At 61.6% G+C, this 24,405-nt stretch carries 23 protein-coding genes and 1 pseudogene; 12 read left to right on the plus strand and 12 right to left on the minus strand.

From position 1 onward, the window contains the following. Positions 1-7: 7 nt before the first annotated feature. Positions 8-913, minus strand: coding sequence for an AraC family transcriptional regulator N-terminal domain-containing protein (locus AB4Z19_RS02555; protein ID WP_442027783.1), 906 nt, complete (start codon positions 911-913; stop codon positions 8-10). Positions 914-1,019: 106 nt separating this feature from the next. Here AB4Z19_RS02555 and AB4Z19_RS02560 point away from each other — a divergent pair, with 106 nt between their 5' ends. Then, the gene (locus AB4Z19_RS02560; protein ID WP_442034154.1) at positions 1,020-1,769 is read left to right on the plus strand and encodes an SDR family NAD(P)-dependent oxidoreductase; all 750 of its coding nucleotides are present in this window, start codon (positions 1,020-1,022) and stop codon (positions 1,767-1,769) included. A gap of 32 nt (positions 1,770-1,801) precedes the next feature. On the opposite strand, the gene AB4Z19_RS02565 is transcribed toward AB4Z19_RS02560, so the two are convergent. After that, positions 1,802-2,596: a ferritin-like domain-containing protein gene (locus AB4Z19_RS02565; protein WP_442027784.1), complete on the minus strand. Its 795-nt coding sequence runs from the start codon at positions 2,594-2,596 to the stop codon at positions 1,802-1,804. 141 nt (positions 2,597-2,737) lie between these two features. Further along, complete coding sequence (locus AB4Z19_RS02570; protein WP_442034156.1) at positions 2,738-3,691, minus strand: LysR family transcriptional regulator; 954 nt, start codon at positions 3,689-3,691, stop codon at positions 2,738-2,740. 131 nt (positions 3,692-3,822) lie between these two features. On the opposite strand from AB4Z19_RS02570, the gene AB4Z19_RS02575 reads away from it, so the two are divergent. The 5 genes from AB4Z19_RS02575 (at position 3,823) to AB4Z19_RS02595 (ending at position 7,690) form a co-directional block, all read left to right on the plus strand. Continuing rightward, positions 3,823-4,557, plus strand: coding sequence for an SDR family NAD(P)-dependent oxidoreductase (locus AB4Z19_RS02575; protein ID WP_442034158.1), 735 nt, complete (start codon positions 3,823-3,825; stop codon positions 4,555-4,557). Positions 4,558-4,568: 11 nt separating this feature from the next. After that, positions 4,569-5,204 carry a DsbA family protein gene (locus tag AB4Z19_RS02580; RefSeq protein ID WP_442034160.1) on the plus strand — a complete coding sequence of 212 codons (636 nt, stop codon included), beginning with the start codon at positions 4,569-4,571 and terminating at the stop codon, positions 5,202-5,204. Positions 5,205-5,219: 15 nt separating this feature from the next. Then, positions 5,220-6,158 carry an enoyl-CoA hydratase/isomerase family protein gene (locus tag AB4Z19_RS02585; protein ID WP_442028594.1) on the plus strand — a complete coding sequence of 313 codons (939 nt, stop codon included), beginning with the start codon at positions 5,220-5,222 and terminating at the stop codon, positions 6,156-6,158. A gap of 164 nt (positions 6,159-6,322) precedes the next feature. Then, complete coding sequence (locus tag AB4Z19_RS02590; RefSeq protein ID WP_442034162.1) at positions 6,323-7,393, plus strand: porin; 1,071 nt, start codon at positions 6,323-6,325, stop codon at positions 7,391-7,393. A 12-nt stretch (positions 7,394-7,405) separates the two neighbouring features. Beyond that, positions 7,406-7,690, plus strand: coding sequence for a CzcE family metal-binding protein (locus AB4Z19_RS02595; RefSeq protein ID WP_442028590.1), 285 nt, complete (start codon positions 7,406-7,408; stop codon positions 7,688-7,690). On the opposite strand, the gene AB4Z19_RS02600 is transcribed toward AB4Z19_RS02595, so the two are convergent. The 4 genes from AB4Z19_RS02600 to AB4Z19_RS02615 all read right to left on the minus strand — a co-directional run bounded on the left by AB4Z19_RS02600 (position 7,687) and on the right by AB4Z19_RS02615 (position 10,361). Continuing rightward, complete coding sequence (locus AB4Z19_RS02600; protein WP_442028589.1) at positions 7,687-8,241, minus strand: flavodoxin family protein; 555 nt, start codon at positions 8,239-8,241, stop codon at positions 7,687-7,689. The genes AB4Z19_RS02595 and AB4Z19_RS02600 overlap by 4 nt on opposite strands. A gap of 32 nt (positions 8,242-8,273) precedes the next feature. Next, positions 8,274-8,489, minus strand: a complete 216-nt coding sequence (locus AB4Z19_RS02605; protein ID WP_442034164.1) for a tautomerase family protein — start codon at positions 8,487-8,489, stop codon at positions 8,274-8,276. A gap of 15 nt (positions 8,490-8,504) precedes the next feature. Next, on the minus strand, positions 8,505-8,873 hold the full coding sequence (locus tag AB4Z19_RS02610; RefSeq protein WP_442026723.1) for a nuclear transport factor 2 family protein: 369 nt from the start codon (positions 8,871-8,873) through the stop codon (positions 8,505-8,507). 78 nt (positions 8,874-8,951) lie between these two features. Continuing rightward, positions 8,952-10,361, minus strand: a complete 1,410-nt coding sequence (locus AB4Z19_RS02615) for an MFS transporter (RefSeq protein WP_442034165.1) — start codon at positions 10,359-10,361, stop codon at positions 8,952-8,954. Positions 10,362-10,459: 98 nt separating this feature from the next. On the opposite strand from AB4Z19_RS02615, the gene AB4Z19_RS02620 reads away from it, so the two are divergent. Then, positions 10,460-11,326, plus strand: a complete 867-nt coding sequence (locus AB4Z19_RS02620; protein ID WP_442026720.1) for a LysR substrate-binding domain-containing protein — start codon at positions 10,460-10,462, stop codon at positions 11,324-11,326. Here the strand turns inward: AB4Z19_RS02620 and AB4Z19_RS02625 are convergent, their stop codons facing one another. After that, complete coding sequence (locus AB4Z19_RS02625) at positions 11,327-11,620, minus strand: DUF1330 domain-containing protein (RefSeq protein WP_442026719.1); 294 nt, start codon at positions 11,618-11,620, stop codon at positions 11,327-11,329. A 148-nt stretch (positions 11,621-11,768) separates the two neighbouring features. Between AB4Z19_RS02625 and AB4Z19_RS02630 the strand changes: the two genes are divergently transcribed. The 4 genes and pseudogenes from AB4Z19_RS02630 to AB4Z19_RS02645 all read left to right on the plus strand — a co-directional run bounded on the left by AB4Z19_RS02630 (position 11,769) and on the right by AB4Z19_RS02645 (position 18,170). After that, entirely contained in the window at positions 11,769-15,089 is a 3,321-nt protein-coding gene (locus tag AB4Z19_RS02630) for a discoidin domain-containing protein (protein ID WP_442034167.1), read from the plus strand. A 96-nt stretch (positions 15,090-15,185) separates the two neighbouring features. Continuing rightward, positions 15,186-16,427, plus strand: a complete 1,242-nt coding sequence (locus tag AB4Z19_RS02635; protein ID WP_442034169.1) for a neprosin family prolyl endopeptidase — start codon at positions 15,186-15,188, stop codon at positions 16,425-16,427. 54 nt (positions 16,428-16,481) lie between these two features. Next, positions 16,482-17,066, plus strand: coding sequence for a TetR/AcrR family transcriptional regulator (locus AB4Z19_RS02640; RefSeq protein ID WP_442024446.1), 585 nt, complete (start codon positions 16,482-16,484; stop codon positions 17,064-17,066). 87 nt (positions 17,067-17,153) lie between these two features. Continuing rightward, positions 17,154-18,170, plus strand: a pseudogene (locus AB4Z19_RS02645) (NADP-dependent oxidoreductase). A gap of 1 nt (position 18,171) precedes the next feature. On the opposite strand, the gene AB4Z19_RS02650 reads toward AB4Z19_RS02645, so the two are convergent. The 4 genes from AB4Z19_RS02650 to AB4Z19_RS02665 all read right to left on the minus strand — a co-directional run bounded on the left by AB4Z19_RS02650 (position 18,172) and on the right by AB4Z19_RS02665 (position 22,907). Beyond that, the gene (locus AB4Z19_RS02650; RefSeq protein WP_442024444.1) at positions 18,172-19,188 is read right to left on the minus strand and encodes a sensor domain-containing diguanylate cyclase; all 1,017 of its coding nucleotides are present in this window, start codon (positions 19,186-19,188) and stop codon (positions 18,172-18,174) included. A 78-nt stretch (positions 19,189-19,266) separates the two neighbouring features. Further along, positions 19,267-21,450, minus strand: a complete 2,184-nt coding sequence (locus tag AB4Z19_RS02655) for a molybdopterin cofactor-binding domain-containing protein (RefSeq protein ID WP_442034171.1) — start codon at positions 21,448-21,450, stop codon at positions 19,267-19,269. A 13-nt stretch (positions 21,451-21,463) separates the two neighbouring features. Continuing rightward, positions 21,464-21,922 carry a (2Fe-2S)-binding protein gene (locus AB4Z19_RS02660; protein ID WP_442024440.1) on the minus strand — a complete coding sequence of 153 codons (459 nt, stop codon included), beginning with the start codon at positions 21,920-21,922 and terminating at the stop codon, positions 21,464-21,466. Positions 21,923-22,016: 94 nt separating this feature from the next. Then, positions 22,017-22,907 carry a LysR family transcriptional regulator gene (locus AB4Z19_RS02665; protein ID WP_442024450.1) on the minus strand — a complete coding sequence of 297 codons (891 nt, stop codon included), beginning with the start codon at positions 22,905-22,907 and terminating at the stop codon, positions 22,017-22,019. A 97-nt stretch (positions 22,908-23,004) separates the two neighbouring features. Between AB4Z19_RS02665 and AB4Z19_RS02670 the strand changes: the two genes are divergently transcribed. Next, positions 23,005-24,405 carry an MFS transporter gene (locus AB4Z19_RS02670; RefSeq protein ID WP_442034173.1) on the plus strand — a complete coding sequence of 467 codons (1,401 nt, stop codon included), beginning with the start codon at positions 23,005-23,007 and terminating at the stop codon, positions 24,403-24,405.

Genomic DNA, 24,405 nt, shown 5'->3' on the forward strand with positions numbered 1-24,405 from the left:
GGGCGGATCATCCGATCCGCCGTAATGACTCGATATCGCGGCGCGGAGGCGCGCCAAACATCCGCGTATATTCGCGGCTGAACTGGGACGGGCTTTCGTAGCCGACCTGGTACGCCGCGGTTTCCGCATTGGCCGCGCCGCTGACCATCAGCTGGCGCGCTTCCATCAGGCGCAGCTGCTTCTGGTACTGCAAGGGCGTCATCGACGTCAATGCCTTGAACTGTCGATGAAAGGCCGACGCGCTCATTTGCGCAACCGCCGCCAGATCATCAATGCTGACAGCCTCCGCAAACTGATTGCGCAGCACATGGATCGCCTTGACCACGCGCTGCACATGGCTCGAAGCCAGCACCACCTGCGCGACCTCCGCACCGTGCGGCCCGGCCAGCAGCCAGTAGCAGATTTCCTTCATGATGAGCGGCGACAGCACGGGAATGGCCCGTGGCGTATCGAGCAGGCGCACCAGGCGCAGCACGCAGTCTGCCAACGGACCCTCGTAATCGGTGACGAAGACACCGCGGCCGATCGCCTCGCCGGTCCCGGCGGGCGGCGCATCGAGCGATTCCAGCACTTCGCGCATGAGGCCAAGATCAAACTCGATGATCACGCCGAGATAGGGCTCGTCCGGACTGGCGGTCACCACGCGGCTGACGGCCGGCATCTCCACGCTGACAACCAGCGCCTGGCCGGCGCCGTAATCGAAGCGCTGATCGCCAAAAGTCGTCCACTTGCCACCCTGGACGGTTACGCATAGCGCAGGCTTGAATACCAGATGCGCAGGAATCTTTTCGTGGTCCGAGCGCAGGATCATCAAGCCCCTGATGGGCGTGTGCCAAGGGCTCGCGTTCGATTGCCGCTCCGTATATTGCCTGACCAGTTCAACCAGTGACATCGTATCCTCCACGACCCGCATGCTAGACCGCTGTACAGGAATAGGCAAGAACGGGGTCAGATTGGACATTCCGCCATTTGCGCGAATTCCCTAGACTTTCCCCAGTTTCTTTACTGGGAGTCTGTGCATGAAAATCGCAATCGTAACTGGCGGCAGCCGTGGTCTGGGGCGCAATACTGTGCTCAATCTGGCAAAGCGCGGCGTCAGCTCAATCTTCACTTATCACTCGAATCAGGCGGAGGCCGAGGCCGTGGCGCGGCTGGTGGAGGAGGCCGGACAAAAGGCCGTCGCTCTGCAACTCGATACCGGCAATGCCAGCGTCTTCGATGGCTTCGTGCGCCAGGTGCAGCAGGCGCTGGCGACGCTGGGTGCGCAACGGTTCGATTATCTGGTCAATAACGCCGGCACCTCGCACCATGCCTCCATCGAGCAAACGACCGAGGAGGATCTTGACCATCTCTTCAACGTCCACTTCAAAGGCGTGTTCTTCCTGACACAGAAGCTGTTGCCGCTGCTGAACGATGGTGGCCGGATCGTCAACGTGTCGACCGGGCTAACCCGCATCACGATCCCTGGCAGTGCGCCGTATGCGTCCATGAAGGGCGCGGTAGAAGTGCTGACGCGCTATCTCGCCAGGGAACTCGGCGCGCGCGGCATCGCCGTCAACACGGTGGCTCCCGGCGCGATTGCCACGGACTTCAGCGGCGGCATGGTGCGCGACAACCCGGATCTCAACAAACGCGTGGCGGACATGACGGCGTTAGGCCGCGTCGGACTGCCGGACGATATTGGGCCGATGGTTGCCGCCCTGCTGTCGGAGGATAACCGCTGGGTCAACGGACAGCGTATTGAGGCATCGGGTGGAATGGCGCTGTAGTACCTGTGCGCCTGGCGGATCGATGATCCGCCCTACGTTGTTTCGCGCAGGGCGGCCAGTTCGGCCTCCGTGAAGCCTGCGCGGCGGCGGGCTTCCATGTTGAAGGGGCCGCGCACGGTCGCTTTGTACTGGACGACTAGGTCATCGTAAGTCGTAATCGGATCGAGACCGCGCTGGCCGCAGAGCAGCGCGTACCATCGGTTGCCGATTTCGACGTGGCCCACCTCATCGCGCAGGATGATGTCCAGGATCGCCGCCGCCGCTTCATCGCCCGCCTGCGCCAGCTTGGCCCGTAGCGGTGGAATGGCGTCCAGCCCGCGTGCTTCCAGCGTGCGCGGCACCAGCGCCATGCGCGCCATCACATCGCCGGTGGTCTTCTCGACCATCTCCCACAGGCTGCCGTGGGCAGAGAAGTCGCCGTACGCGAAGCACAGCGTGCGCAAATGCGCCGACAGCAGCGAAAAGTGATAAGCCTCTTCCTTCGCCACGCGCAGCCAGTCGAGATAGAACTGATCGGGCATGCCGGGGAAGCGCCAGATCGCGTCCAGCGCCAGGTTCACTGCGTTGAACTCAATGTGGGCGAGCGCGTGGACCAGCATCGCGCGGCCTTCCACCGTCACCATCGAGCGGCGGCCGACCAGCTTTGGCGCCACCAGTTCGGGGCAGGCAGGGCGGCCGGGAATCGTGCCGGACGATTCCAGCGTCATCGCAGTGTCGAGCGTGCAGCGTCCATCCGCGCTGGCTGCCGCCATCTCTGCAACGGCTGCCACTTTGGCGGAAGGATCGGGTTCAAGCAGGCATTGCAGCGCCCAGCCGCGCAGTTCCATCATGGGCTTTCAACTATCAAAAGGGCGCAGTGTACCAAATCCCAAAGTTGTTAACGGTTTCTGTGGACAAGTCTGTTAACAATGCCCTGGTCTGAAAACTAAATACCTGATTTAACTGAAGAAAAAATCGCTGCGCAAAAATTAGGCGGCCGCTTTCTTACGCCGGGACGGCGCAGCTTCCGCCGGTTTATGCAGATGGCCGACCAGAAATTCCACAAAGGTCCGCGCCCGCAACGAGAGGTGGCGTGCGTGCGGGTAGAGCAGGAAGAAGGGACGCGAAGCGCCGCCATGTTCCGGCAGCAGCTCCACCAGATCGCCGCGCGCCAGATCCTGCTCGACGATGAAGCGATAGTTCTGCGCGATGCCGGCGCCGGTGCGCGCCAGCGTCGTGATGCCCAAAACATCCTCCGCGCAGCACAAGCCGCTCTGCAGGGCCAGTTCTTCCACTTCGCCGTTTTGCATGAACAGCCAGGGAATGCGCTTGCCTGTGCTGGGCAGTTCGAACTGGATGCACTCATGCTTCGGCAAGTCCTGCAGAGACTTGGGCCGGCCGGCACGCTTGAGATACGAGGGCGATGCGACCAGCACCAGTTCCGCATCTTCCAGCTTGCGCGCGACCAGGCTGGAGTCCGGCGGCGTGCGGCCACGGATCGCGAGGTCGAAGCCTTCGTCCGCGAAATCGATATTACGGTTGCTGACGTGGATGTCCAGCGTCACTTCGGGATACCTGGTGCGGAACTCGCCCAGCAACGGCAGCAGACGATAGTGAGCGTAGGGCGTCGGCACACTGATCCGCAGCGGGCCGGCGGGCATGGCCTGGCCGCCGGTAACCTGGCGTTCGGCGTCGGCCAGTTGCGACAAGGCCTGGCGGCACTGCTCGAAATAGGTGCGTCCCTCATCGGTCAAACGGATCTGGCGCGTGGTGCGCACGAAGAGGCGCACGCCGAGGCGCTGCTCAAGCCGCGCCACGGAACGGCTGACCGCAGCAGGCGTTACGCCGGCCGCAGTGGCGGCGGCCGTGAAGCCTCCCAATTCGGCCGCAATGCAGAACAGCTCAATGCTCCCCAGAAGAACGTCGTCGAACTGGCGCTTCATTTTTAGTCTCCGATTGATTACATCATGTACTTATTGTCTTGCATGACGTCCCATTTATCAACCGCCGCCGCAAAAGTATATTGATCTCAACGGCGTCACACGCCACAAACGACATCAAACAGGAGCAGTTCATGAAGAAGACAGTCATCGTAACCGGAGCGTCCAGCGGCCTCGGTTTCGCCATCGCCGAAGCCTACCTGAAGCGCGGCTACAACGTAGTCGGCAACGCCCGCAGTATGGAGCGCCTGAAGGAAGCCGCGGCCAAACTGGGCAAGCCATCCAACTTCCTGCCAGTGGCCGGCGACATCGCCAAGGCCGATACTGCCCGCGTGCTGTTCGCCCGCGCCATCGAGGCCTTCGGCAAGGTGGACATCCTGATCAACAACGCCGGCGTCTTCATTCCGAACCCGATCACCGCCTACACGGAAGAGGAAGTGAACACCATCGTTGGCACCAATCTGATGGGCTTCTTCTACCCATCGCAAGCCGCTGCGGCGCACATGGCCGGCAACAAGTCGGGCCATATCGTCAACATTACCGCCAGCGTTGCGCTGAACCCGAACGTGAAAGTGCCTGCCGTGCTGCCGGTGCTGATCAAGGGCGGTCTGAATCAGGCGACGCGTGCGCTGGCGCTGGAATTGGCTGCCAGCGGCGTGAAGGTCAACGCGGTCGCTCCCGGCATTATCCAGACCCCAATGCACGGCAAGGACGAAGGCACTCAGAACTTCCTGAAGGCGCTGTCGCCGACGGGCCAGATCGGCTCCGATCAGGACATCGTCGATGCGGTGCTGTACCTGACCGATTCCAATTTCACCACCGGCACAGTGCTGGCCGTCGACGGCGGCATGGCCACCGGTACCTGGTAAGGAGAATGAACATGAAACTGATTTTTGTTGGCGACCCAATGTGCTCCTGGTGCTATGGCTTCGGCAAGGAAATGACCCAGCTGAAGACAATGCACCCGAATCTGGACGTGGAGATTATCGTCGGCGGTCTACGTGCCGGCGGCACTGAGCTTCTGACCAAAGAAGGCAAACAATTCCGTCTCGGCCATTGGGCCCGCGTCGAAGCAGCGAGCGGCTTGCCGTTCAACCGCGATGCCTTCATGGCGCTGGAAGACTTCGTGTACGACACGGAGCCGGTGTGCCGAGCTGTGGTTGCCGCTCGCCGCGTTCAGCCAGCGTCCGACAACCTGGCCGTGTTCCGCGCCTTGCAGCACGCCTTCTACGCTGAAGGCCGCAACACCACGGACGGCAAAGTGCTGTCCGAAGTCGGCGCCGCAGCGCTGCGCAAGCAGGGTTTCGATGTAAGCGACGAAGCCTTCTTCGCTGCGTTCAACGATGCAGCAACGGTCGCTGAAACCCGTAACGACTTCGTCAAGGCTCGCGGCATGGGCATCAACAGCTTCCCGACGCTGCTGCTGGATAACGGTAAAGAACTCATTCAGGTAAGTCCAGGCTATGCACACGCCCAGCAGCTGGATCAGCAACTGCGTGCGGCACTGGCCCGGTAATCAAAGGAGATGATCATGAAGGTGAAAGCGATGATTGCGGCGATTGCCGCGGGCCTGGCGCTCTCGGCCAGTGCTGTCGCGATGGCGGAAGGTGCTCCGGCGCAGAAGGCTGGTGCGCAAGCCCCTGCCGCCTCCGCCAAGATTTTGCTGACGAAGAAAAGCGCGGCGTACTGGAAAATCACGCTGAACAATCCGCCGCTGAACATTGTTGGTCCTGCCGAAGTGCGCGAGCTGGTGAAAATCCTGGAACAGATCGAAGCCGATCCGAACGTGCAGGTGGTCGTTGTCGACAGCGCTGTGCCGGACCAGTTCATCGCGCACTACGACTTGCTGAAGCCTCTGGAAGATTCCACCAGCATGCCGCCTGGCCCGACCGGCATGCATCCGGTGCCCGATTTCATGGTGCGCTTCGCCCGCCTGGCGCCCGTGACCATTGTGTCGATCCGCGGCCGAGCTACGGGTATCGGCTCCGAGCTGGCCCTGGCTGCGGACATGCGCTTCGCCAGCCGCGAGAAAGCCGTGCTGTCGCAATGGGAAGTAGGCGCCGGCTTTGCGCCAGGCGGTGGTCCGATGGCCCGCTTGCCGCGGCTGGTCGGCCGTGGCCGCGCCATGGAAATCCTGATAGGCTCGGATGACATCAATGGCGAATTGGCCGAGAAATATGGCTACGTGAACCGCGCCTTGCCCGATGCGGAGCTGGATGGTTTCGTCGATGCGCTCGCAACCCGCATCGCATCCTTTGACCGCACCGCCGTAGTCGAAACCAAGAAGCTGGTGAACCTGGCCAGCCTGCCGCCGGATTCGGAAATGCAGCCGAACTGGGATACCTTCATCAAGACCGTGCAGCGGCCCGCAGCGCAGGAACGTGTCGGCGCCCTCGTCAAACAGGGCTTGCAGAAGGACACCTCGATCTACAAGGACCTCGGCAAACGCACCGCAGAATTCAGGAAGTAAGCGATTCTGGCTCCCATTTTTCCCGGCCCCGGCCGGGATTTTTTTTTGGGGAGTTGTGTACTGTAATGGCTGCGTAATCTTTTTGTAATTGGTGGCTTTCTATACTGCCTCTCGCTGATCGGCGCCGATCGCTTTTGTCCACGTTAATCGCAAAGAGGCAGGGTATGTATAAGAGGTTATTGGGAGCCGCGGCTGTGAGCTGCGTGGCTGCGGGGGCGCATGCGCAGTCGAATGTGTCCATTTACGGGATTGTGGATGCGGGCGTCGTCGCTGAGCGCGGCGGTGTGGCGGGAAGCGTCAACAAGGTTACGAGCGGTGTCGGATCGGCATCGCGTCTGGGCTTCAAGGGGACCGAGGATCTGGGTGGCGGCCTGAAGGCGCTGTTCATTCTGGAATCCGGCATCAAGGTAGATACCGGCGAGTCCGACGTCGCCGGCTCCATCGCCAACCGCCAGGCCCTCGTTGGCCTGAGCAGCGATCAATACGGCACGCTGACGCTTGGGCGTCAGAAGACCACGATGTATAAGGCGTTGGGTGAAGTCGGCGATCCCTTCGGCCTCGGTTACGCAGGCAGCTCGAAGAATCTGTTCCCGCTGGCCGGACCGAACACGCGCACCAGCAACACGATCGCGTATGCCACGCCGTCGTATCAGGGACTCTCCGGTGAGGTCACTTACGCGCTGGGTGAGCAAGCGGACAACCAGTCAGCAGGCCGTCAATACGGCGCAGCGATCTCGTACAGCAATGGCGATCTGAATGCGCGCCTGGTCTACAACAACCGCAACAGCGACAGCGCGCCCGCCGTGAAGCATGACCTAGGACATAACGTGCTGCTGGTGGCGAACTATGACTTCAAAGTGGTCAAAGCCTTCTTCGCGTATGGCGTCGATAAAGGTTTCAACAGCGCCGTGCTGCCGGTGGTAAACGCCTACGGCTACAAGGACGCGCCGAAGCCCACGACCGACAGCCACGATTTGCTGATCGGCGCCACGATTCCCGTCGGTGAGCGCGGAACGATCATGACTTCCTATATCCGCAAGGACGACAAGCAATGGGATCAGGACGCGAACCAGCTGGGCTTCGGCTACTCCTACGCCTGGTCCAGGCGCACCAGCACTTACGTCGCTTACGCAAAGATCCACAACAAGAACGGCGCGGGCTACACGGTCGGCAACGATTCCGAAGCGGGCAGCGGCGACTCCGCCTTCAACCTCGGCATTCGCCATTCATTCTAAAAGGAGATTTTTATGCTGAAGCTTAAATATGCCGCTGCCGTTTTCGCCGTGCTGGCTGCCAGCGCGCACGCGGACGATTCCGGCGTCCGGACCATTGACATCGACGCCGATACCAAGTGGGTCAACGTCACGGATGGTGAAACGGTGCAGATCAAAGCAAACGGCCAGGAGTTCACCTGGCACGTTTCCGTCTGGCCAAACCGCTCGTCGATTGAACTGAGCAAGGTCGCGCCGGAAGGCGTGAACGTGGGCTCAGTGCGCGCCTACGTCGCACCGAACCCGCTGTACCGCAATTAAGCCAGGCGGCGGGTGGCGCTGGCGATGCGTTCGCCGAACAGTTTGGCGGTGGCCAGGTCGCCGTGGGGGACTTCATCAGCCGATGCGTCGGATGGCGAGGCGGTGGCCAGGCCGGCGAAGGAGGACAGGTAGTTGATGTCGTCGCGCTTCGCTGCTTTGGAGTTGGACGGCATCATGCCGGTGCCCGCCCACAGCATGCCGTGCTGCTGCGCCAGGGTGAACATGGTGTACAGGGTGGTCTGCTTGTCGCCGGCCACGGACGCGGAGTTGGTGAAGGCCGCGCCCAGCTTGTCCTTCCAGCCCTGGTTGAACCACACCTTCGACGACTGGTCCGCGAACTTCTTGAACTGCCAGCTTACGTTGCCCATGTAGGTCGGGCTGCCGAAGATGATGGCTTTGGCTGCGTTCAGCACATCCCATGCGCCTTCCGGCAAGTCACCGTTGGCGTCAATGGCGAGCAGCTTGCCGCCGCTGCCTGCGGCTACTGCTTCCGCTACTTTGCTGGTGTGGCCGTAGCCGCTGTGATACACGATGACGATATCGGAGTTCATGACCGGTTTCCTTTTAAAGAAGTCAAAGAGGCTCATTTCTTGGCGTCCGCGGCCTGTTTGCGCAGGGTCGTGACGTTGTCGTAGCCGATGCCCCAATTGTCGGTTTCCACTTCATCGATGATGACGAAGGTGGTGGCAGGGTTCTTGTTCAGCACGCGCTGCAGCAGTTCGGTGGAACCTTTGATCAGTTCCAGTTTCTGTTCAGCGGTAACGCCTTCGTTGGTGACGCGGATGTTCACGTATGGCATGGTGTAGCTCCTTATTTAGTTAGCGGTATGGTTAAAGGTCTTGTTCACGATCTTCCAGCCGTCCTGGCGTTTGGCGAACGTCAGGTACAGGTAGTAGTCGAAGCCCAGCGTCGGCGAGTGCAGGCGGACGTTGGCGATATCGCCCAGCACGTCCACGCTCAGCACACGCTGGCGGTAAGGTTCGCCCAGCGACGCCGGACTTTGGCGATTGGCTACGCCGTTGATGTAATTCGCGGCGGTCTTGTGATACGGTTCGCCGGCGATCACGCCGTACACCTGGGCCGCCTGATCGAACAGGCGGGTCAGGGTTTCGGCGTCGCCCTGGTACACGGCGTTCAGGTACTGCTCGGACAGATTCAGGATGGTGGTTTGGGTGGACATCATCTATCTCCTGTAAGTTGTGTTCCCGTTGAGATCACTATATGACTGCATGGCGAGTCAATAAAGACCTGTGAAATCACATCACTCTGTACCTGATGTAACAAACGAGCCAGGTTCAGGACGATGGACGGCAATGGTGTGCCAGGCCAGCATGGCGCCTGTCAGCAGCAGGGCGGTGGACACGGTCAGGGCCAGCTCGATCCCATGGATACCCGCCGCCGGATCGGAACCAGCAATCAGCGCGCCGTAAATCGCCACGCCCATCGCGCCGCCAACCTGGCGCGCCGTGTTCAGCACAGCGGACGCAGTACCGGCCTGGCTCTTGTCGACGGCGGACAGGATCGATGTCGTCATCGCCGGCACGGCCAGGCCCATACCGGCCGGGATCAGCGCCAGGCCAGGCAGCATGGCGAGGAAGCTGGCGTCGTCCGAGATGCCGAAGAGGCCCAGCAGCGCATAGCCGGCGCCGCCAATCAGGCCACCGATAATCATCGGCATGCGCGAGCCAACGCGCGCCTGCATCTTGCCGCTGGCGATATTCGAGAACAGAAAGGTGCCGGTCAGCGGCAGGAAGATCAGGCCAGCGTGCAGCACGGAGAAGCCGCGGATCTTCTGCAGGTAGAAGCTGAGTACAAAGATGATGCCGTAATAGGCAAAGTTGACGAACACGCCAAACAGCACCGCACCCGAGAACTCGGCATTGCGGAACAGGCCAAGCGGCAGCATCGGTGCGCGGCTGCGCTGCTGCACGCGGAAGAAGAGAGCGCCCGCTACCAGCGCCACCACCAGCGCGATTTGGATGCCGCGATGGGCCAGGCCCAGTTCATTGAACTCGATCACCGCACCAATAAAGGCTGTCAGCGCGACGATGGCCAGCAGTTGGCCTGCCACGTCAAAGCTGCGTGCACCGTCCTTGCCACGCAGAGCAGGTACGACGCGCAAGGTCAGCGCAAAGCCGGCGATGGCGATAGGGACGTTGACCCAGAAAATGCTGCGCCAGCCGGCGACCGACATCAGCAGACCACCCAGCACCGGGCCGAGCGCAATGGAGATGCCGCCGGCAGCCGTCCATAAGGCGATGGCCTTTGCCAGCTGGGCGCGGTCCTGCGCATACGCTGCGTTGAGGATGGCCAGTGAACTTGGCACCATCAGCGCCGCACCAACGCCTTGCACGGCGCGGGCCAGGTTGAGTACCAGCGCGCTGGGCGCCATGGCTGCGGCAATCGAGGTCACGGTGAACAGCGCGAAGCCGCTGAGGAAGACGCGGCGCGCGCCGAAACGGTCGCCAAGTACGCCTGCCGACAGCAGAAAGACGGCAAAGCCGAGGGTGTAAGCGTCCACGACCCACTGCAACTGGTCCACACCGGCGCGCAGTTCGCGGCCGATTTCAGGCAGGGCAACGTTGACGATCGTGACATCCAGCTGGACGATGATGAAGGCAAAGCTGGCCGCGAGCAGTATCGCTAGCGAGCGGGGTGATTGGGTTTTCATAATGGGCTCCTGGTTCTTTGATAGTAGAAATATAGAGCCCTTCACTTATCATTGAAAATGAATAATAATGAAGCGAATCATCTCAAATGGAGAATCAAATGGAATTGTCCTCTCTGCGAATCTTCAAGACTGTCGCCGAGGAAGGCAGCGTGACCCAGGCGGCGGCCCGCTTGCACCGCGTGCAATCGAACGTATCGGCCCGCCTCACTCAGCTGGAGGAATCGCTGGGCGTCACGCTGTTTAACCGGTCCGGGCGGCGCATGCTGATTACACCGGAGGGCGAGCGCTTGCTCGAATATGCGGACCGCTTGCTGCGGCTGGCCGATGAGGCGCAGATGTCGGTGCGCGGCGAGCATGAGCCATCCGGCCAGCTGCGCATCGGCTCCATGGAGACAACCGCCGCGGCGCGCCTGCCGCGCGTACTGGGCGGCTTCCATCGTAAACATCCGCAGGTGGACCTGGTCCTGGACACCGGGCCGACCGATTACCTGATCCAGGCGGTGCTGAACCATAAAGTCGATGTCGCCCTGGTGGCCGGGCCGGTGGAAAGGCCGGAGCTGGAGCAGGTATCGGTGTTTGTTGAAGAACTGGTGCTGCTGACGGATGCCCTGCAAGAGCCGGTGACGGAACCGGCCGACGTGGTACGCCGCAATTTGCTGGGCTTCCGCAGCGGTTGCTCCTATCGCCGCCGCCTGGAGTGGTGGTTTGCCGATGCAGGCATCGCGCCGGCGCGGGTGTCGGAATTCGGAACCTATGAAGCGATTATTGGCTGCGTGGCGGCGGGCATGGGCGTGGCCATGATGCCAAGGGAAGTGCTGAAACTGCGCTCGCTGGGACGCACCGTGCAGTGCCACACGCTGCCGCCGGAAGTGGCGGAGGTCGAAACCATGCTGGTATGGCGCCGCGATATTCCGCAGCATGCGGCGCGCGACGCCTTCATTGCCAGTTTCGGCGCTGCCGTCTGATTACAGTCCCTCGAAGATGCGGAAGTCGCGTTCTGCGCCTTTGCCGAGAATGTCCACGGTAGCCAGGTAGTCTGGATGTACGTAGCAGGCTTTGGCCTGTTCGAAGCTGTCGAATTCCACGATGACGGTCAGCATGCGTACGCCGGCTTCGTGCACCACGATTTCATCGCCGCTGAAGCCACGCACCGTGCCACCCAGGCGTTCGATGACTGGCTTGGCTGCTTTTGCATAGGCCTGTACGGCGGCCGGATCGGAAATGGAACGGTAGGCGACTACCCAGAAACCCTTTTTCATGACGTGTCCTTTCAGGTGAGTGATGCGATGGGTTCAATATACGTTGGCCGGTCACGCTGAGAAAGCCGTCCGGCGGAAATTATGCTGATACGCGGTGTAATCAATCGATCACCAAGATGCGCGTTTGGCAGGCAAGTCTTGCATTACCATGGCACATATGGTCCCCAATAAGCTCCTGTTTGCGCTGGTCTCCAGCGCGTTTTTTTATGGTGCGCTGCCTGCGCTGGCGGCGGATTCGATAGACCTCTCCGGCACCTGGCGCTTCGCGCTTGATCGCGACGATCAGGGTATCACGCAGCGCTGGTTCGGGCGTGCGCTGAGCGACAAGATCCAGCTGCCCGGCATCCTGAATGCGCAGGGTTATGGCGACGAGATCAGCGTGCAGACGCCGTGGGTGCTGTCTCTGTACGATAAAAACTGGAGCTTGCGCGAAGACTACAAGGCTTACACCGCGCCGGGCAAGGTCAAAGTTCCTTTCCTGAGCCAACCTCCGCGCCACTACCTTGGCGCTGCCTGGTATCAGCGCGACATCGATGTGCCGCGCGCATGGCAGGGCAAGCGCGTGCAGCTCGTGCTGGAACGTCCGCGCTGGGGATCTACCGTGTGGCTGGATGATCGCGAACTCGGCTCGCAGCGCAGCCTCGTCGCGGAGCACGCGTACGAACTTGGTGCGCTGGCGCCGGGCAAGCACCGTATCTCGGTGCGCGTGGACAGCCGCTTGCTGATGAAATACCGGCCCGATTCGCATAGCGTGTCCGATTCGCTGGGCATGAGCTGGAACGGCATTGTCGGCAAAGTGGCGCTGCGCGCAACCACGCCAGTCTATATCGATGACGCGCAGGTTTATCCGAACGTGGCCGATCGCTCGGCCCTGGTGCGCGTTCGCATTTCCAATACGTCGGGCCACGCCGGCAGCGGGGCCATCACGGCGAACGGCAAGCGCGTGCCGGTGCACTGGACGGAGCAGGGCGGCGCTGCGGAATTCCGCGTGCAGTATCCGAGGAACGCCAGGACTTGGGACGAATGGTCGCCGGCGCTGCAGAAACTGTCGCTTCGCCTGCGCGGCGCTGGTGCGGATGACGCGCGCGAACTGTCCTTCGGCTTCGTCCAGATCAAGACGTCCGGCACGGATATTCTGGTCAATGGCGTGCCGGCCTTCTTCCGCGGCACTCACCACGGCGGCGATTTCCCGCTGACCGGCTACCCGCCAACCGATGTGGCTTACTGGAAGAAGATTTTCCGCATCAATAAGGAATGGGGCATCAACCATATGCGCTTCCATTCTTTCACGCCGCCGGAAGCCGCATTCCAGGCGGCGGACGAAGTGGGCATCTACTTGCAGCCGGAGCCCGGCATGTGGAATACCTTCGCGCCCGGCTCGCCGAACGAAGACATGCTGTATGAAGAGACGGAGCGCATGATCCGCGCTTACGGCAATCACCCGTCCTTCCTGCTCTTCAGCCCAAGCAACGAACCTTCCGGCAATTGGAAGGCGGTGTTCGACAAATGGATCGCGCATTACCGTGAAATTGACCCGCGCCGCCTGTACACGAACGGCACCGGCCACACCGAGCCATCCGTGCCGGAGGTGGATAAGGGCACCGACTATCTGGCGATTCAGCGCATCGGCCCTAAACCGCTGCGCAACAAGACCGGCTGGTTTGGCCGCGATTATTCGGCTTCGCTGGAGGGCATCTCGGTGCCCGTGTTGTCGCATGAGACAGGGCAGTGGATTGCCTATCCCGATTTCAGCGTGATCGACAAATTCACTGGCTATCTGCGGCCGGGGAATTACGAAATCTTCCGCGATTCGGCGGCCGCTCACGGCGTGCTGGAGAAGAACAAGGATTTCGCGCTGGCGTCTGGCCGCTACCAGTTCCTCTGCTATAAGGAGGAGATCGAGGCCATCCTGCGCACGCGCGGCTTGAGCGGCTATCAGCTACTGGATCTGCACGATTACCTTGGCCAGGGCACAGCGCTGGTCGGCATTCTTGATACGTTCTGGGAGCCCAAGGGCTATGCAAGCGCCGAGGAGTTCACGCGCTTTAACAGCCAGACGGTGCCGCTTGCGCGCTTGACCCGGCCTTCATTCACTACGCGCGATACGCTGGACGTGCCGGTCGACATCGCGCACTTCGGCCGCGCGGCGCTCACGGCGGCTCGCCCTTATTGGCGCGTGCTGGATGCGCGGGGCAGGGCGGTCGCCTCCGGCACACTTGCTGCCACCGATATCGCTATTGGACGCATGCCGCTTGGCCGCATCAACGCGCCGCTGTCCGCGCTGCCGGCGTCGGCGCAGTACAAGCTGGTGGTCGGGCTGGAAGGAACTCGCGTCGCGAATGACTGGAACTTCTGGCTCTATCCATCCGAGGTCGCCACCGAACCTGCGCCGCAAGTGCTGGTCACGCATTCCTGGGATGAAGCCGAGCAGCGCCTGTCCGCCGGCGGCACTGTGCTGTACATGCCGCACAAAGCGGATCTGGACTGGACTTCGCCGCCGCTGGCCGACGTGCCGGTATTCTGGAATCGTCTGATGAATCCCGGCTGGAGCCGTATGCTCGGTCTGTGGATCGACCGCAAACACCCGGCATTGGCGGGCTTCCCGACCGATTCCCACTTCAACTGGCAGTGGACGGAACTGGTGACCGGTGCCCGTGCCATGAATCTGGACCGGCTGCCGCGCGGCCTGCAGCCCATCGTCCAGCCTATCGACGACTGGAACCGTAACTACAAGCTCGGCATGCTGTTCGAAGCGCGCGTCGGCAAGGGCAAGCTGATGGTGACCACGGCCGATCTTGAAAATCGTCTCGCCGAACGCGTCGTGGCGCGCCAGCTGCGCAAGTCCGTGCTCGATTACATGGCCAGCGATGCTTTCCAGCCCGCGACGGAAATCAATCCCGCCGAGTTCCGCGCCGCGCTGTTCGACACGCGCATCATGAAAAAGCTCGGCGCCCAAGCCAGCGGCTGGCCGGATGCCGCCAACGCCATCGACGGTGACCCGAATACGTATGCGCTCCTGGCCCGGAAAGGCGACACGCCGCGTCCTCAGCCCGAGTTGACCATTGCGTTCCCGAATCCAGTGCCATTCAGCGGCCTGGTATTGATGCCGCGCCAGAACCACCGCGACCACGAAGGCGACGTCCGCGAATGGCTGATCCAGACCAGCGACGACGGCCAGCAATGGCGCGACATCAAGCGCGCCAGCCTGGGTTCGACCTTCGACCCGCAGCGCGTGCTGTTCGATCAGCCAGTGACAAGCCGCCACCTGCGCCTGACCTCACTCTCCGGTTTCGGCCAGGACCGCGCCAGCGCCCTGGCCGACGTGGCCGTCATCTACACCGGCCCGAAACTGCCCGAAGACGCCACTGCCCTGGAATACAGGCGCTCCCGCTCCACCTCGGCCGACGTGGACGAAGCCGGGATGGACGACCGCCGCCGTCAGTCATCTGAGCGAAAACAAAACAAATAAACGCCAGTCCTTGTGCGTGACAAAGTGTGTATTTATTTACCTCGCAGCGGCATAAGCTGAAAGGTCAGCGCATGCTGATCACCAAAGGAGGCCATCATGGATACAACACGTTCTGAGTCACGGGACGAAAGAAAAGAAGATGTCAAAGGGCTGGAACGCAAGCATCGCAACCTGGTTCTGGACGAGCGAAAATACGAGCGCGAAATAAGGAGCTATTTTGAGGACCGGCTGGCATGCATGGAAATCCGTGCAACGACAGAGACGCCACGGGGACAAATCATCGACTGGGTCCCTATCGAATCGCAGCTGACTGGCAAGAAGAGAATTGCGGAGCCTCCGCCTGGTGGCCACTCGTTTGTCATGAGCAAGCAGCACCCCGATAAGCTGGGCCTCTTTGAGCTGGAAGACGCAAGAGTAGCGAGAGGACCTTCAGGTACAGTTCCGGTTCTGAGAAAGAATCTGGATGAAATACGATTCAGTCAGCCGCTCAGGAAACTACTCGGCAAGTACCCGTATGCGGGCTTCGAGGCGCCGCAGGCAGGCAGAATGCAACCTGCTCCAAGCGTTGATGGACCGCATTGGCATGCGACGACTTCCCAATCGGTGATCTGCTTTGGTGGTGAAGGTGTGCTGAGCGCTTTCGATCCGTACTGCGAAAATGCGGATGATTTCTCGCTGATGCAAATTGCTCTCTCGAACGGCGACACCGGCAAAACACAGACCGTTGAAGCGGGGTGGCAGGAAAGGAAGGACAGTTACGGCGACTGGGTGCCGCATCTTTTCCTCTACTACACGACCAACGGCTACGCGAAGGACGGCGACAATGTGGGAGGATACAACCAGGACGTAGATGGTTGGGTCCAATATGACAGCGCCATTCATCCGGGAGCGATATCAAGCCCCAACAGCACACGCGGCGGCGATCAATTCGTCATGCAGATCAAGTATCAGCTCTACCGCGGAAATTGGTGGTTCATGTGTAACGGCAGATGGATCGGATACTATCCTGCCTCGCTGTTTATGGGTAATCAAAGCACCTTCACAACGCTGGGTGACCATGCAGACACGATCATGTTCTATGGCGAGATTTACGACTCGAATGAAACTCCCGGCAAAACGAAAACCGACATGGGTAGCGGTTACTGGCCGGAATTCGGCTGGAAATGGGCGGCCTATCAGCGGAATTTAAAGTTTCAATCCGACAGAGCCGGAGGCCTGTCCGATTACGACGGCATGGGGTGGTCGACTGCGCTCGATATGTACGACGTCGAAACGCATATGTTGAGTGGCACTGACTGGGGAAGCTACTTCTGGCTCGGGGGCCCGGGAGCGGGTTAAGAATCCGATAATGATTCACTAGACGACTGGTCTAATTGTGATACAGTGGCGGACATGAATGCCACCACCGACGTCCGCCAGCACATTCTCGATACCGCCCAGCCCCTGTTTCTGAGCCGGGGCTTCACGGCGGTCGGGTTGACGGAGGTGCTGGGGGCGGCCGGGGTGCCGAAAGGGTCTTTCTATCACTACTTCGGGTCGAAAGAAGCTTTCGGCGAAGCGGTGATTGAGGACTATTTCACCGGCTATCTGGCGCGGCTGGATGAGATGTTTGCGAAGCCGGGCAAGGGCGCCAGGCGGGTGATGGACTTCTTCGACGACTGGCTGAAATCGCAGACCGGTGACGAAGCCAGTAGCCGCTGCCTGGCGGTGAAGCTGGGGGCGGAAGTGTGCGACCTGTCCGAATCCATGCGCGACGCGCTGCACCGCGGCACCAGTGGCGTGGTCGATCGCCTGGCCGCGGCCATCGAAAGGGCACGCGAAGACAAGTCGCTGCCGAAAGGCGCGGACGCCCACGCCCTGGCGCAAATGCTGTACCAGAGCTGGATTGGCGCCAGCCTCCTGGCCAAGATTGCGCGTGACCGGACGCCGCTCGATACGGCGCTGGCCACAACACGCCAGCTGCTGAAGCTCGCTTAACAAGATTCAGGCGAAAGCAATGCGAACGCTTTCGCCTTTTTTGTAGTCCAAACTAGACGACTGGTCTAATCTAAAAAGGAGCAAGGTATGAAAAATCGCCGTATCGTTCTCGCCTCCCGCCCTCAAGGCGCACCGAAACCGCAGGACTTCCGCCTCGAAGAAACCGCAGTGCCCGAGCCGGGCGATGGCCAGATGCTGCTGCAAACGCTTTATCTTTCGCTCGATCCCTACATGCGCGGGCTGATGAACGAGATTCCGCCAGCCTACGCGGCAGGTTCCATTCCAGTCGATGGGACGATGGTGGGCGGTACGGTGAGCCGCGTGGTCAGGTCGCACCATCCGAAGTTCCGCGAAGGCGACGTGGTGCTGGCCAAATCAGGTTGGCAGGACTATGCGCTATCGGATGGCGAAGGCTTGATGCAGCTGGGCGCGATGGAACGTCCCTCGCTGGCGCTTGGCGGCCTGGGTATGCCGGCGTTCACGGCCTACGTAGGCTTGCTGGACATCGGTCAACCCCAATCCGGTGAAACAGTGGTGGTGGCTGCGGCGACGGGGGCGGTGGGCGCCATCGTCGGCCAGATCGCAAAGCTGAAGGGCGCCCGTGTGGTCGGCATTGTGGGAGGCGCAGACAAGGCCCGCCATGCGGTCGAAGAGCTGGGTTTCGACATTTGCCTGGATCGCCGCGACCCGGATCTGGCGCAGGCATTGAAGTAAGCCTGCCCGAACGGCATTGACGTCTATTTCGAGAATGTGGGCGGTGAAGTGTTCGATGCCGTGCTGCCGCTGTTGAACGTCGGCGCGCGCGTGCCGGTCATCGGGGTGATCGCCCATTACGACGATATGCATCCCGCAGGTCCGGATCGTCTGCCGAATATGATGGCGACCGTGCTGGCCAAGCGTGTGCGCGTGGAGGGCATGATCATCCTCGATCACTACAACACGCGGCACGACGCGTTCCAGCGCGATATGGCCGAATGGATCGCGGCCGGGAAAATGAAGCTGACTGAAGACGTGGTCAACGGTCTGGAAAATGCACCGGAAGCCTTCATCGGCATGCTCCAGGGGCGCAACTTCGGCAAGATCGTGATTCGTGTTGCTGACTAATTCAACTCGATGAGGAAACGCGGTCGCGGCCCTCGCGCTTCGATGCATACAGGGCCGTGTCCGCGCGTTCGATCAGCGATGCCAGCGATTCACCATGGCGGTGCTCGGCCACGCCCACGCTGACCGTGACCGACAATCCCGCCAGCTCGCCGTGGAAGCGCAGATCGGCGCAAGCCATACGCAGACGCTCCGCGAACAGCAGCGACTCGCCCTGGCCCACGCCGGCCAGGAAAACCAGGAACTCATCGCCGCCCTGGCGTACCGGCACGTCCACCTTGCGCACCTGTTGCAGAAACAGCGCAGCCACGTTGCGTAAAACAATATCGCCGCCCGGATGACCGTATTGATCGTTGATGGCTTTGAAGTGGTCGATATCGAAAGCCAGTACGCTCAGGCGGTCCGAATCGCTGCGTTCATGCAGTTCGATCAGCCGCGTGACGGTGTCTTCCATGTAGTAGCGCGTGAACATGCTCGTAAGGGGATCACGCAAGGCCAACTGGTAGTATTTGCTGCGATCTTCCTGCAGGGCCGCGTTGCCGGCGAGCGCCATACGCAGTTCGGACAACGCGCGTTCCAGTTCCTTGTTTTTGGATTCCAGCTGTTCCTTGTAACGCTTCTCGATCGTGACGTCCTGGTAAATCGTCACAAAGCCGATCGCTTCACCTTCAGGGGCGAATATGGGACGGCCACTGATCTCGAGCACACGGCCATCGGCACGCGTGCGTACAAATTGATGCGGTTCGAACTTCAGCGCAAGTGCCACACGCTGCGCCACCTGTTCCTGAGGATTGCCGGGGCCATAATCGCCACGTTGCGCAATGAAGTGGAACAGCTCCGCCATGGGCAGGCCAGGGCGCAGCAAGTCGTCAGGGAAGCCCTGCACCTCGCAGAAAGCGCGATTCCAGAAGCGGACGGAAAGTTGGCGATCGATCAGCGTGATGCCGACGGGTACATGCTGTAGCGCCGATGCCAATTCGGCTGAACCAAGACTGCGCAAGTCGTCATGCGATGAGTTCATAGCGCCTTTCGATGCAGGAGGAACGAACGCCGGACGGCGAAATCATTCTAGCATCGAAAGGCGGTGAGCAATGCGGCGTTATGCCTTCAATGCCTCAGTGCTGATAGGCAGTTGGCGTACACGCTTGCCCGTGGCAGCGGCGATGGCGTTGGCTACGGCCGGCGCCAGTGGCGGCACGCCCGGTTCGCCGACACCGGTCGGGGCGGCGGCGGATGGAACGATGTGGACTTCGACGGCCGGCATATCCGTGATGCGGATCGGCTGGTAGTCGTGGAAGTTGGACTGGTCGACCTGGCCGCCGGTCAGCGTGATCGCACCATACATCGTGGCCGACAGCGCGAAGCCGATGCCGCCTTCCATCTGCGCTTTGACCACGTCCGGATTGACCGCAATGCCGCAGTCGACGGCGCACACGACGCGATCCACGTGGTAGCTGCCGTCAGCTTTTACCGTCACTTCCGCCACTTGCGCGACGTAGGAACCGAAGGATTCATGCACTGCCACGCCGCGTCCGCGGCGTTCGCCTGCCGCGCCGGCCTTCAGCGGCTGATCCCAGCCCGCCTTGTCGGCCACCAGCTCCAGCGCACCCACATGACGCGGGTGATGCTCGAGCATGGAGAGGCGCCACGCGACCGGGTCCTTGCCCGCCTTGTGCGCCAGTTCGTCGATGAAGGTTTCGGTCGAATAAGCGGTGTGAGTCGAACCCACAGAACGCCACCACAGAATCGGCACATCCACATCGGTTGGCGTATGCAGTTCCACTTGCAGGTTTGGAATCGCGTACGGCAGATTGGCTGCACCTTCCACCGACGTGCCGTCAACGCCATTCTTGATGAAGCCCGCGAACGGCGTACCCGCGACGATGGATTGGCCCACCAGGCGGTGGCGCCAGCCGGTCAGATTGCCCTGCGCATCCAGCGAAGCCCACAGGCGATGGTGGAACATCGGGCGGTAGTAGCCGCCACGCATATCGTCCTCGCGCAGCCATACCAGCTTGACCGGTGCACGGCCACCGATGGCTTTGACGATGTTGGCCGCTTCCAGGATGTAGTCGGAATCCTTGCCCGCACGGCGGCCGAAGCTGCCGCCCGCGTACAAGGTATTGATGCGCACCTTCTCCGGCGGAAGCTTGAACAGGTCGGCCAGGCGCGCCTGGTCCAGCGTCTGCATCTGGTCGCCGTTCCAGATTTCGCAGCCATCCTTGCTCAGTTGGACCACGCAATTCATCGGCTCCATCGCAGCGTGAGCGAGGAATGGGAAGTCATAGCTGGCTTCCAGCACTTGCGCCCCGGCGGCGATGGCTTTGTCGGCGTCGCCGGCGTTGGCGGCCGGCAGGCCAGGCTTTTTCGCGAGTTCCTGATATTGCGCCAGAATGTCGGCAGAGCCCTTTTTATAGCCCGCGCCTTCGTCCCATCCCACTGTCAGCGCCTCGCGGCCTTTGCGGGCGGTCCAGGTGTTTTTCGCCAGTACGGCAACGCCGCTCGGAATCTCGACCACGTCGACCACACCCTTGATGGCTTTGGCCTTCGAGGCGTCGAAAGACTTCACCTTGCCGCCAAAGCGGGGAGGGTGGGCGACAACGGCGGTCAACATGCCGGGCAGATGGATGTCCTGGGTGAAGACGGCCTTGCCGGTGGTCTTGGCCATGCTGTCCTTGCGCGGCGCGTGCTTGCCGATCAGGCGGAACTGCGATGGATCTTTCAGCTTCACGTCGGCTGGCGGCGTTTCGGCGGCTGCCGCTTTCGCCAATTGGCCGAAAGTGGCTTTGTGACCGGACGCCTTGTGCAGCACCACGCCGTTTTCGACCGTCACGTCGGCGGCGGCGACATTCCACTGTTTGGCAGCGGCGGCAACCAGCATGGCGCGCGCCGAAGCGCCGGCCTTGCGCAGTTGTTCCCACGAGTTCGAGATGCCGGAGCTGCCGCCCGTACCCTGGGCGCCCCAGGACAGGTTGGCGTAGCGCTTGTTGTCGGCCGGTGCCGACTCGACGCGCACGCGCGACCAGTCGGCGTCCAGTTCCTCGGCCACGATGGTGGCGAGGCCGGTGTAAGTGCCCTGGCCCATTTCGAGGTGCTTGGCGATCACGGTGACCGTGTCGTCTTCGCCGATGCGCAGGAAGGCGTTGGCTTCATGCTGTACGGCGCTGGCGCCAGCGGCGGCGGATTTGGGCGCAGCCAATGCGCCCGGCAGATAGATGGCCAGTGTCAGGCCTGCCGCGCTGTTGAGGAAGCGGCGGCGGCTTACGTTTTCAATGGTGGACATAGGCTCTCCCGTTTCAGGCCAGCGACTTCGCGGCTTCGTGGATGGCGGCGCGGATGCGCACATAGGTCGCGCATCGGCAGACATTGCCGGCCATGGCGTTGTCGATGTCGGCGTCGGTTGGCTTGCGGTTCTTTTCCAGCAGGGCGACGGCGCTCATGATCTGGCCGGACTGGCAGTAGCCGCACTGGACGACGTCCAGGCGCTGCCAGGCTGCCTGCACGGCCTTGCCGACGCGGGCCTTGTCCATGGCTTCGATGGTGGTAATGTGCTTGCCGGCGACGGCGGAAATCGGCGTGCTGCACGAACGGATCGGTTCCCCGTCCATGTGCACCGTGCAGGCGCCGCACAGCGCCATGCCGCAGCCGAATTTGGTGCCTGTCATCTGCAGCTCGTCGCGCAGCACCCACAGCAGGGGTGTATCTGGTTCGGCTTCCACCTTCATGGATTTGCCGTTAATGTTCAAAGTGGTCATGCGTACTCCCGGGTTAGACGAAAAACCTCGGGGAATTCTATGCAAGCGCGCCGCGCAGGGTTTGCTCAATCCTGCGAATTCATTGCCTGAATCTTCAGGCGAGGCGCAAAGCGTCCACCATCAGGCGGAAAGCGGGTGATGAAAGGCGGCGGCTTGGATAGTAGAGGTGGAATCCGGGGAAAGTCTGCCACCACTCTTGCAGCAGCGGCACCAGGCGCCCGCTGGCGATATGTTCTTCAATGATTGGGGCGGGCAGGTAAGCGATGCCAAAGCCGGCCAGCGCCGCCTGCAGCCTCATGGCGGCGTTATTGAAGGTCACCTGGCCTTCGACGCGCACGTTCAGGGCATGGTCACCCCGCTTCAGCTCCCATACGTAAAGACCACCCTGGGTGGGTAGGCGCAGATTGATGCAGGTGTGGGAAGACAGCTCCTGCGGCATTTGCGGTGCGCCGCGCCGTTCAAGATAGGAGGGCGCAGCGACCATGCAGAACTGCAGGTCCGGCCCGATGCGCACCGCCACCATATCCTTGGCCACCGAGTCGCCAAGACGCACGCCGGCGTCGAAGCGCTGCGCAACGATGTCGACCAGGCCATTGTCGGACATGATTTCGACATTAATGTCCGGGTATTCGCGCAGAAAAGGTTCCAACTTTGGCCAGAGCACATGCTGGGCGGCGTATTCACCGCTGTTGATGCGGATCGAGCCAGCCGGCCTTTCACGCAGCTCCGTGAGCGCCGCCAGCTCCGCGTCGATTTCTTCGAAGCGCGGCGCCAGCGTCAGCATCAGCCTTTCGCCCGCATCGGTCGGCGATACGCTGCGCGTGGTGCGCGTCAACAGGCGAATGCCGAGGCGCGTTTCAAGGCCGCGAATTGTGTGGCTGAGCGCGGACTGCGACACATTCAACTGCGCCGCAGCGCGAGTGAAGCTGCCTTCGCGGGCTACCGTGATAAAGGCCAGCAGGTCGTTAAAGTTCTCGCGCATGATTCATGAGTGGCATTCATAAGCTCATGCCGATTATAGCGACTTATCGCCAGAGCGTTTGGCGGCTACATTATGCGGCTACGATTTTTCGGGCAGGCGCATGATGGATACAATACGAAACAAGCCAGTGCTGGCGATTATTCTCGTCAGCTACCTGATGATCGTGCTCGATGTGTCGATCGTCATCACCGGGCTGCCAAAGATCCGTGACGAACTCGGTCTGTCGTCGACCAGCCTGTCCTGGGTGCAGAGTGCCTACACGCTGGCTTTTGGCGGCTTCCTGCTGCTGGGTGCCCGCGCTGGCGACATTCTTGGACGCCGCCGCATGTTCCTGGCCGGCCTTGGCCTGTTCACCCTGACGTCGGTGTTCATCGGCTTCGCACAGACGCCGGCCTGGCTGCTGGCTTCGCGCGCAGTGCAGGGCCTGGGCGCCGCCATCCTGGCGCCATCAACCTTGGCGCTGCTGACCACCAACTTTGACGAAGGGCCAGAGCGTATTCGCGCCATCGGCTATTACGGCGCCGTGGCGGGCATCGGCGGCAGCCTGGGCCTGGTGCTGGGCGGGCTGCTGGCCGACCTGATCTCCTGGCGCGCGGGATTTTTCATCAACCTGCCTCTTGGCCTTGTGCTGATGGCTGCAGCCCGCCGCCATCTGAAAGAAACCGCCCGCCATGCCGGGCAGTTTGATCTGGCCGGTGCGCTGGCGTCGACGTTCGGCATGACGATCTTTGTTTACGGCGTAGTGCGTGCGGCGGCCACCGGCTGGAGCGACCGTACAACCTTGTCTGCTCTGGCAGCGGGACTGGTTCTGCTGGCTGTATTTGTCCTGAATGAGTGGCGTGCGGCGCAGCCGATCATGCCGCTGCGCCTTTTCCACAACCGCGAACGCAATGGCGCCTACGCCGCGCGCGCCCTGTTCCTGGGGGCGATGATCGGTTTTTGGTTCTTCGTCAGCCAATTTTTGCAGGGCGTGCTAGGCTACTCAGCTTTCGAGGCCGGGCTTGCATTCCTGCCCGCGACGCTGACCAACTTCGGCGCGGCCTTGATGGTGCCGAAGCTGTCGCATCGTTTCGGCCACTGGCGCGTGCTGCCGGCGGCGCTGGCGATTGCCTTGCTGGGCATGGCGTGGCTTAGCCTCGCCAATGCCGGCAGCAGTTATCCGCTGGATGTCGCCCTGCCGATGATCCTGATCGGCGTGGGGCAGGGCGGCGCCTTGAGCACCTTGACGGTAGCGGGTGTCAGTGGCGTGGCGGCGGAAGATGCCGGAGCGGCGTCGGGCATCGTGAATGTGGCTCACCAGCTGGGCAACTCGCTGGGCCTGAGTGTGCTGGTTGTGGTGTTTGCCGCCGGCGGCGCCGGTGCAGAGGAAGCGCGGGTACAGCTCGCGCAACGTGTGGCGGCAGCGCTGACCGGCAGTTCGGTCATGCTGGCGCTGGCTTTGTTAGTCGTTTATATGTTCATTCTCCGGCCCTGCATGGTCCGGGAAAGTTTGGGAACCTAA

The organism is Pseudoduganella sp. RAF19 (assembly GCF_052114165.1).
Taxonomy (GTDB): domain Bacteria; phylum Pseudomonadota; class Gammaproteobacteria; order Burkholderiales; family Burkholderiaceae_D; genus Rugamonas.